At 71.4% G+C, this 7,553-nt stretch carries 6 protein-coding genes and 1 pseudogene; all 7 read right to left on the bottom strand.

The window, feature by feature from the left end; all coding sequences use genetic code 11:
- On the bottom strand, window positions 1-1,131 hold a 1,131-nt coding region (gene ffh, locus VFN12_RS00600), incomplete at its 3' end, for a signal recognition particle protein (RefSeq protein ID WP_325116591.1).
- Window positions 1,132-1,185: 54 nt separating this feature from the next.
- Window positions 1,186-3,408, bottom strand: a complete 2,223-nt coding sequence (locus VFN12_RS00595; protein ID WP_325116590.1) for a [protein-PII] uridylyltransferase — start codon at window positions 3,406-3,408, stop codon at window positions 1,186-1,188.
- A 138-nt stretch (window positions 3,409-3,546) separates the two neighbouring features.
- Window positions 3,547-3,885: a P-II family nitrogen regulator gene (locus tag VFN12_RS00590; RefSeq protein ID WP_325116589.1), complete on the bottom strand. Its 339-nt coding sequence runs from the start codon at window positions 3,883-3,885 to the stop codon at window positions 3,547-3,549.
- Window positions 3,882-5,240, bottom strand: a complete 1,359-nt coding sequence (locus VFN12_RS00585; protein ID WP_325116588.1) for an ammonium transporter — start codon at window positions 5,238-5,240, stop codon at window positions 3,882-3,884. The genes VFN12_RS00590 and VFN12_RS00585 overlap by 4 nt, the downstream gene beginning before the upstream one ends.
- A 106-nt stretch (window positions 5,241-5,346) precedes the next feature.
- On the bottom strand, window positions 5,347-5,685 hold the full coding sequence (locus tag VFN12_RS00580) for a P-II family nitrogen regulator (RefSeq protein WP_325116587.1): 339 nt from the start codon (window positions 5,683-5,685) through the stop codon (window positions 5,347-5,349).
- Complete coding sequence (locus VFN12_RS00575; RefSeq protein WP_325116586.1) at window positions 5,682-7,136, bottom strand: ammonium transporter; 1,455 nt, start codon at window positions 7,134-7,136, stop codon at window positions 5,682-5,684. The genes VFN12_RS00580 and VFN12_RS00575 overlap by 4 nt, the downstream gene beginning before the upstream one ends.
- 168 nt (window positions 7,137-7,304) lie before the next feature.
- A pseudogene (locus VFN12_RS00570) lies at window positions 7,305-7,553 on the bottom strand (signal recognition particle-docking protein FtsY); the annotation flags it as partial.

Raw genomic sequence — 7,553 nt, 5'->3', positions numbered from 1 at the left:
GCGGTCGATCTCGCGCTCGTCGAAGTTCTCGAGCTGGTCGCGGAACTGGCCCATCCCGGGCAGCATCCCCATGATCTTCGACATCGAGCCGAGCTTGCGGACCTGCTGCATCTGCTCGAGGAAGTCGTCGAGGGTGAACTCCCCGCCCTGACCGCTGAGCTTCTGCGCCGCCTTGAGCGCCTGCTCCTGGTCGAAGGTCTTCTCGGCCTGCTCGATCAGGGTGAGCATGTCGCCGAGGTCGAGGATGCGCGAGGCCATCCGGTCGGGGTGGAAGAGGTCGAAGTCGGTCAGCTTCTCGCCCGCGGACGCGAACATGACCGGCCGCCCGGTGACCGAGGCGACCGAGAGGGCGGCGCCACCGCGGGCGTCGCCGTCGAGCTTGGTGAGGACGACGGCGTCGTACCCCACGCCGTCGAGAAAGGCCTGGGCGGTGGTCACCGCGTCCTGGCCGATCATCGCGTCGACGACGAAGAGGACCTCGTCGGGGTCGACGGCGTCGCGGATGTCGGCGGCCTGCTTCATCATCTCAGCGTCCACGCCGAGACGGCCGGCGGTGTCCACGATCACCACGTCGTGCAGCTTGCGCCGGGCCTCCTCCACGGAGTCCCTGGCGACCGACACGGGGTCGCCGACGCCGTTGCCGGGCTCGGGCGCGAACACCGGCACGCCGGCCCGCTCACCATTGACCTGGAGCTGGTTGACCGCGTTGGGCCGCTGCAGGTCGGCGGCCACCAGGAGTGGGGTCTTGCCCTGCTCCTTGAGCCACAGCGCGAGCTTGGCGGCGAGGGTCGTCTTGCCGGAGCCCTGCAGTCCGGCCAGCATGATCACGGTCGGTCCGGACTTGGCGTAGCGCAGGCGCCGGGTCTCACCACCGAGGATGGTGACCAGCTCTTCGTTGACGATCTTGACGATCTGCTGGGCGGGGTTGAGCGCCTGGCTGACTTCCTCACCGCGCGCCCGCTCCTTGACCGCGCCGACGAACTCCTTGACCACCGGGAGCGCGACGTCGGCCTCGAGCAGCGCGATCCGGATCTCACGGGCGGTCGCGTCGATGTCGGCCTCGGAGAGCCGGCCCTTGCCCCGCAGGTTCTTGAACGTGTCGGCGAGGCGGTCGGAGAGTGTGGCGAACAAGTGGTCCCCAGTAATCGATTGGGCGGTGGTGCGGGTCAGGATCGAAGGTCAAGCCTAACCGGCCGGTCCCGTGAGGGCGGACCTGACGGCGTGGGCGGCGTCGGCCGCCCGCTCGTCCGAGAGCGCGCCGGCACTCTCCTCCTGGACGTAGAACACGTCGACTGCCTGCGGGCCGAGGGTGTCCACGTGCGCGGACCTGACCGCGAGGCCCAGCCGCGCCAGGGCCGCGCAGACGAGGTGGACAGTCCCCGGACGGTCGGTCGCACGCACCTCCAGGACCGTGGCCTGCGCCGACGCCTCCGGGCGTACGACGACGATGGGCGCGAGCGTCGGGGAGGCGGGTGGTCGCAGCCGCTCCCCCGGGTCGACCCGGCCCGCCGCGATCGCCTCGAACCGCTGACGGAGCACCGCCGGGTCCAGGTGCTCCTCGGAGACCTCCCACACCGAGACGGCGTACTCCTGCTGCGACCAGGCGTGCGCGGCCCTCACCGAGATGCGCTGGAGCGCGAACATCGCAGCCGCGTCGGCGAGCAGCCCGATCCGGTCGACGGCGACCAGGCGCACGGTCGAGCCGCTCTCGGCGGGCTCGACCTCGATCACGACGCCGCCGTCGTCGACCGACGACGGAACGTCCAGGTCGATGGGCGGCGCCGGCTCGACCCCCTGGCCGGGTCCCAGCTCGGCCAGCACCCGGCGACCCAGGTCGCGGATCAGTCCGGCCCGCCAGGTCGACCACGCCTTGGCGGACGTCGCCCGCGCGTCGGCCTCGGTGAGCACGGTCAGCAGCTCGGCCGCCGCGGGGGTCCGTAGGTGCCCGGCCACGTGGGCCACGGTCGCAGGGTCGTCGAGGTCGCGGGTGGTCGCGGTCTCGGCGAGCAGCAGGTGCCAGCGCACCAGCGTGCCGATCAGCTCCACGGCTTCGTCGTCGAACCCCATCCGGGTCGCGATGGCGCGCGCCACCGGCTCTCCGGCCACGCTGTGCTCGGTCAGCCCGCCCTTGCCGATGTCGTGCAGCAGCGCAGCCGTCATCAGGACGTCCGGACGGGCGACGTCGCGGATCAGGGCGGACGCCTCGATGCAGGTCTCCACCACGTGGCGGTCGACGGTGAAACGGTGGATCGACGAGGCATGCGGCAGCAACCGGATCCGCTCCCACTCGGGCAGGATCCCCGCCAGCGCGCCGGTCTCGTCGAGCGTCTCCCAGACCGGCAGCAGCCCCCGCCCCGAGGCCAGGAGCCGGACGAACAGGTGCCGGGCCGCCGCCGGCCAGGGGTCGGGCAGGGCTCGTCCCTCGCGGACCAGTCGAGCCGCGGTCGCCGGTCCCAGGGCGGCGTCGTGCTCGGCGGCGAGGGCGGCCGTGCGCAGGAGCAGCAGCGGGTCGTCGGCCGGGCGCGCGGTCGAGTCGAGTACCACCTCGCCGGCCGACAGGGCGATTCCCGGCGCCAACGTGTCGAGCACGGGACGGCGTACGCCGCGGGGCGAGGCTGGTCGTGCGAGGGCGCCGTCGACCCGCCGCCAGGTCAGCCGGCACAGGTGGGTGATCCTCCGGCCCAGCTCGCGCACGTGCCGTTGCGCCGCGGCGTCGTCATCGAGCCCGAGGCCGACCGCGATCTCGCCCCACAGCTCCGGAGCGATCCGGTCGGTGGCGCGCCCGGCGGTGGCGTGCAGGACGTCGCGCACGTTCAGGAGCGCTCCGCGGCAGCGCTCGAGGTCGGCGTGCGGGACGTCGACGAGCCAGCTCGCCACCAGCGCGTTGAGGGCCGTGGCGTCGCGCAGGCCGCCCTCGGCCTCCTTGAGGTCCGGTACCGACAGGTGGGCCAGCTCGCCCAGCAGCTCGTGCCGGGCGCGCACCATCTCGCGCAGCTCCGGAAGCCGGGTCCGCGCCCGGCGGCGCCAGCCGGTGAGCATCGTGGCGCGCAGGCGCAGGGTCAGGTTCGGGTCCCCGGCGAGGTGGCGCAGGTCGAGCAGGCCGAGCGCGACCTTCAGGTCGACGTCCGCGGTGGACACCATCTCCGGGAACGACCGCACCGAGTGGTCCAGTCGCGAGCCGCTGTCCCACAACGGGTACCACACCCGCTCGGCGACCTCGCCGAGCTCGACACCCTCGTCGGCGACGAGGACGACGTCGAGGTCGGAGTAGGGGGCCAGCTCGGCTCGCCCGTAGCCGCCGACCGCGACGAGGGCCGACCCGGTGTCGCCTCCCCCGGCCTTCTCGTACGCCGAAGCGCACAACCGGTCGGCCTCCGCGGTGCGTGCGGCGCGCTCGGCGGCCGTCACGGACCCGCCTCTCGTTGAGTTGGGAATTCCCGACCGTTGAGTCGGGGTTTGGTGACCGTCGAGTGCGGCCTCCGTGAGGCCCTCCCCGCACGAATCCCCGACTGAAGGGTCGCGAATCCCCAACTCAACGAGATGGGGCTAGATCGCGGCCTCGTCGCGGTCACCGGTCCGCACCCGTACGACGGAGTCGACGGAGGCGACCCAGACCTTGCCGTCGCCGATCTTGCCGGTCTGGGCGGCCTTGCAGATGGCCTCGACGACGGCTGCGCTGTCCCCGTCGTCGACCACGATCTCGATCCGGATCTTGGGCACCAGCGCGATGTCGTACTCCGCGCCGCGATAGACCTCGGTGTGCCCCTTCTGGCGGCCGTAGCCGCTGACCTCCGAGACGGTCATCCCGGTGACGCCCACGGCCTCGAGGGCCGCTCGGGTGTCCTCCCACTTGTGCGGCTTGATGACGGCGGTGACGAGCTTCATCGGACGCCTTCCTCTCGGTTGGTCTCTCGGGTGGCTTGCAGGAGGCCGGTGGATCCCGACCGCGAGCCGGCGGTGGCGTGCAGGTCGTACGCCGTCTCGGCGTGCACCACCAGGTCGATGCCGTTGATCTCGTGCTCCTCGTCGATCCGGAAACCCATCAGCCGGTCCACGACGAGTCCGATGATGCCCGAGACCACGAACGCGTACAGCAGGACGGCGCCGGCTCCGAGGGCCTGCCTGCCGAGCTGGTCGAGCCCGCCGCCGTAGAACAGGCCGTCGACGCCGGTCGGGGCGGCCGCCGTGGCGATCAGCCCGATCCCGAGGGTGCCGACCAGGCCGCCGACCAGGTGGACGCCGACCACGTCCAGCGAGTCGTCGTACCCGAAGCGGTACTTCAGGCCCACCGCGAGGGCGCAGATGATGCCGGCCGCCACTCCCATGGCGAGCGACCCCATCGGGGACAGGGAGCCGCAGGAGGGGGTGATCGCCACCAGCCCGGAGACCAGGCCGGACGCGGCGCCGAGCGAGGTGGCGTGACCGTCGCGGAGCCGCTCGACCAGCAGCCACCCGGCCGAGCCCGCGGCCCCGGCCAGCAGCGTGGTCGTGAACACGACCGCTGCCGTGTGGTTGGCGCCCAGCGCGGAGCCGGCGTTGAAGCCGAACCAGCCGAACCACAGCAGCCCGGCGCCGAGCATGACCAGGGTCAGGTTGTGCGGACGCATCGGGTCCTTGCCGAACCCGATCCGGCGGCCGAGGACGAGGGCGAGCGCGAGGCCCGAGGCGCCCGAGCAGATCTCGACGGCCGTCCCCCCGGCGAAGTCGATGACCCCGAGGTCGTTGGCCATCCAGCCGCCGACGTGGTCACCGCTGGAGAAGTCGAAGATCCAGTGCGCGATGGGGGCATAGACGACCAGCGTCCACACGCTCACGAACACGATCCACGCGCCGAACCGTGCGCGGTCGGCGATCGCGCCCGACACCAGCGCGCCGGTGATCACGCAGAACAGCCCCTGGAACATCGCGAACAGGATGAGCGGCACGGTGGAGTCGCCGTTGCTGTCCTCGGCGAGCAGCTGCCCCAGGCCGAAGTACTGCGTGGGGTCGCCCAGCAGTCCGAGGCCGAGGTCGTCGCCGAAGGCCAGGGAGTAGCCGACGACCGCCCACAGGACGGCGACCGCGGCGAGGGTCCCGAAGGACATCATGATCATGTTCAGCACGCTCTTGGAGCGCACCATGCCGCCGTAGAAGAGGGCGAGACCGGGGGCCATCAGCAGGACCAGGGCCGAGGCGGCCAGCAGCCAGGCCGTGTCGCCGGTGTCCAGGGCCGAAGCCGCCGCCGTGGTGAGTGGGGACATGGGCGCTCACCCTTCCGGCTGCTCGTTTCGGCTCCCGGACGGCCGTGTTTCGGGCGTGTAAACGCTGACCCGCCCGAAACTTTCGGGCGGGTCAGCGTGGGGCGGGTCAGAGGGCGGCGGCGTCCTGCTCGCCGGTGCGGACCCGGACGACGCCCTCCACGGGGCTGGTCCACACCTTGCCGTCGCCGATCCGGCCGGTCTGCGCGGTCTTGACGATGATGCCGACGATGTCCTCCGCGTCGGCGTCGTCGACCACGATCTCGATCCGGATCTTGGGCACCAGCGCGATGTCGTACTCCGCGCCGCGATAGACCTCGGTGTGCCCCTTCTGGCGGCCGTAGCCGCTGACCTCGGACACGGTCATCCCGGTCACCCCGAAGGTCTCGAGGGCCTCACGGACGTCCTCCCACCGGTGCGGCTTGATGACCGCGGTGATCAGCTTCATGCGGATGCTCCCTGCTTCTCGGTCGGCTTGTCGCTGGGCTGCTCCGGCGTCTCGCCCGCCGGCTCACCCTCCGCCTGCGGCTGGCCAGGGGGTCGGGTCGGGAGGCCCGCGCCGGCGAGGACCGAGCCGGTCCGCCGGGCACCGCCGCCTCCGGTCAGGTCGTACGCCGACTCACCGTGCTCGGTGAAGTCGATCCCCTCGACCTCGTCCTCGTGGTCGATCCGCCAGCCGATCGTGAGCTTGATGGCCAGGCCGATCACCAGCGTGGCGACGCCGGACCACGCCATCGCGTAGAGGGCGACCAGCACCTGGACGACGAGCTGGCGCAGCCCCTCGCCGTAGAGCAGGCCGGTGGTGGTGGACAGGAAGCCGATCCCGATCGTGCCGACCAGGCCGCCGACCAGGTGGACGCCCACGACGTCGAGGGAGTCGTCGTACCCGAAGCGGTACTTCAGGCCCACGGCGAGGGCGCAGAGCCCGCCGGCCACAGCCCCGAGGGCCATCGACCCCAGCGGCGACAGCGCGCCGCAGGCGGGGGTGATCGCCACCAGCCCGGCCACGACCCCGGAGGCGGCGCCGAGCGAGGTGCCCTTGCCGTCGCGCAGCTTCTCGACGAGCAGCCAGCCGAGCATCGCCGCGCAGGTGGCCAGCGTGGTGTTGAGCCACACCAGTCCGGTCTCGGTGGTGAACTGGGCGATCATCTCCGACTCCTCGGTGGAGGTGAAGACGATCGAGCCGGCGTTGAACCCGAACCAGCCGAACCACAGCAGCCCGGCGCCGATCATGGTCAGGGTGAGGTTGTGCGGCTTCATCGGCTCGCGGCCGAAGCCGCGGCGCACGCCGATGAGGAGGGCGAGCACGAGTCCGGCCACGCCGGCGTTGATGTGGACCACCGTGCCGCCCGCGTAGTCGATCGGCGCCACGCTGGCCAGGCCGTCGGTGACCCCGAAGGTCAGGGCCGACAGCCCGCCCTCGACGTTGCTGAGGAAGCCGCCTCCCCAGACCTGGTGGGCGAGCGGGAAGTAGGAGAGCGTGACCCAGACCGGCAGGAACACCAGCCAGGACGAGAACTTGACCCGGTCGGCCACCGCGCCGCTGATGAGCGCCGCCGTGATCACGGCGAAGGTCAGCTGGAACGCGACGAAGACGTAGTTGGCCGGCAGGGTGTCGGAGAGACCGAACTGGTCGAAGGGGCTCGCGAACAGCTTCGCGGCCTCCCAGCCCGGGTTCTCGGCATCCGCGGCGGCCCAGGGGACGGAGCTGTAGGTCATCGACCAGCCCCACAGTGCGTAGACGATGCCGACGACCCCGAGCGCCGAGAACGACATCATCATCATGTTGAGCACTGACTTGGAGCGGCTCATGCCGCCGTAGAACAGGGCCAGGCCCGGGGTGGTCATCATCAGGACCAGACAGGACGAGATCAGCATCCAGGTGTAGTAGCCGTCCACGAAGTGCTCCTCCAGGTGTTGCCTGTGCGGAGGGCGGTCACGAACGACGACGTCGGTGTCGGGCCGGGATCCACCCCATTGGCGCCAACTCTCGGGGGCGAAGATTTCGCGGTGGGCCGCGACGTGTTGCGGCGAGGAAACAGGTGGACCCGGGACGTTACGTCCGTGTTACCCCAGGAGCGCGTCGACGAAGGCACCCGGGTCGAAGGGCGCGAGGTCGTCGGCCCCCTCCCCGAGCCCGACCAGCTTGACCGGTACGCCGAGCTCGCGCTGGACGGCCACCACGATCCCGCCCTTCGCGGAGCCGTCGAGCTTGGTCAGCACGATGCCGCTGACGTCGACGACCTCGCTGAACACCCGAGCCTGGACCATGCCGTTCTGGCCCGTGGTGGCGTCGAGCACGAGCAGGACCTCGGT

This window comes from Nocardioides sp. (genome assembly GCF_035703625.1).
GTDB lineage: Bacteria > Actinomycetota > Actinomycetes > Propionibacteriales > Nocardioidaceae > Nocardioides.
The sequence above is the reverse complement of the archived record's forward strand: the minus strand, read 5'-3'. Positions and strand labels throughout refer to the sequence as shown.

Coding starts and splice junctions, on each gene's coding strand:
- VFN12_RS00580 (WP_325116587.1), bottom strand. CDS start 5,685: ATGAAGCTGATCACCGCGGTCATCAAGCCGCACCGGTGGGAGGACGTC.
- VFN12_RS00585 (WP_325116588.1), bottom strand. CDS start 5,240: ATGTCCCCACTCACCACGGCGGCGGCTTCGGCCCTGGACACCGGCGAC.
- VFN12_RS00590 (WP_325116589.1), bottom strand. CDS start 3,885: ATGAAGCTCGTCACCGCCGTCATCAAGCCGCACAAGTGGGAGGACACC.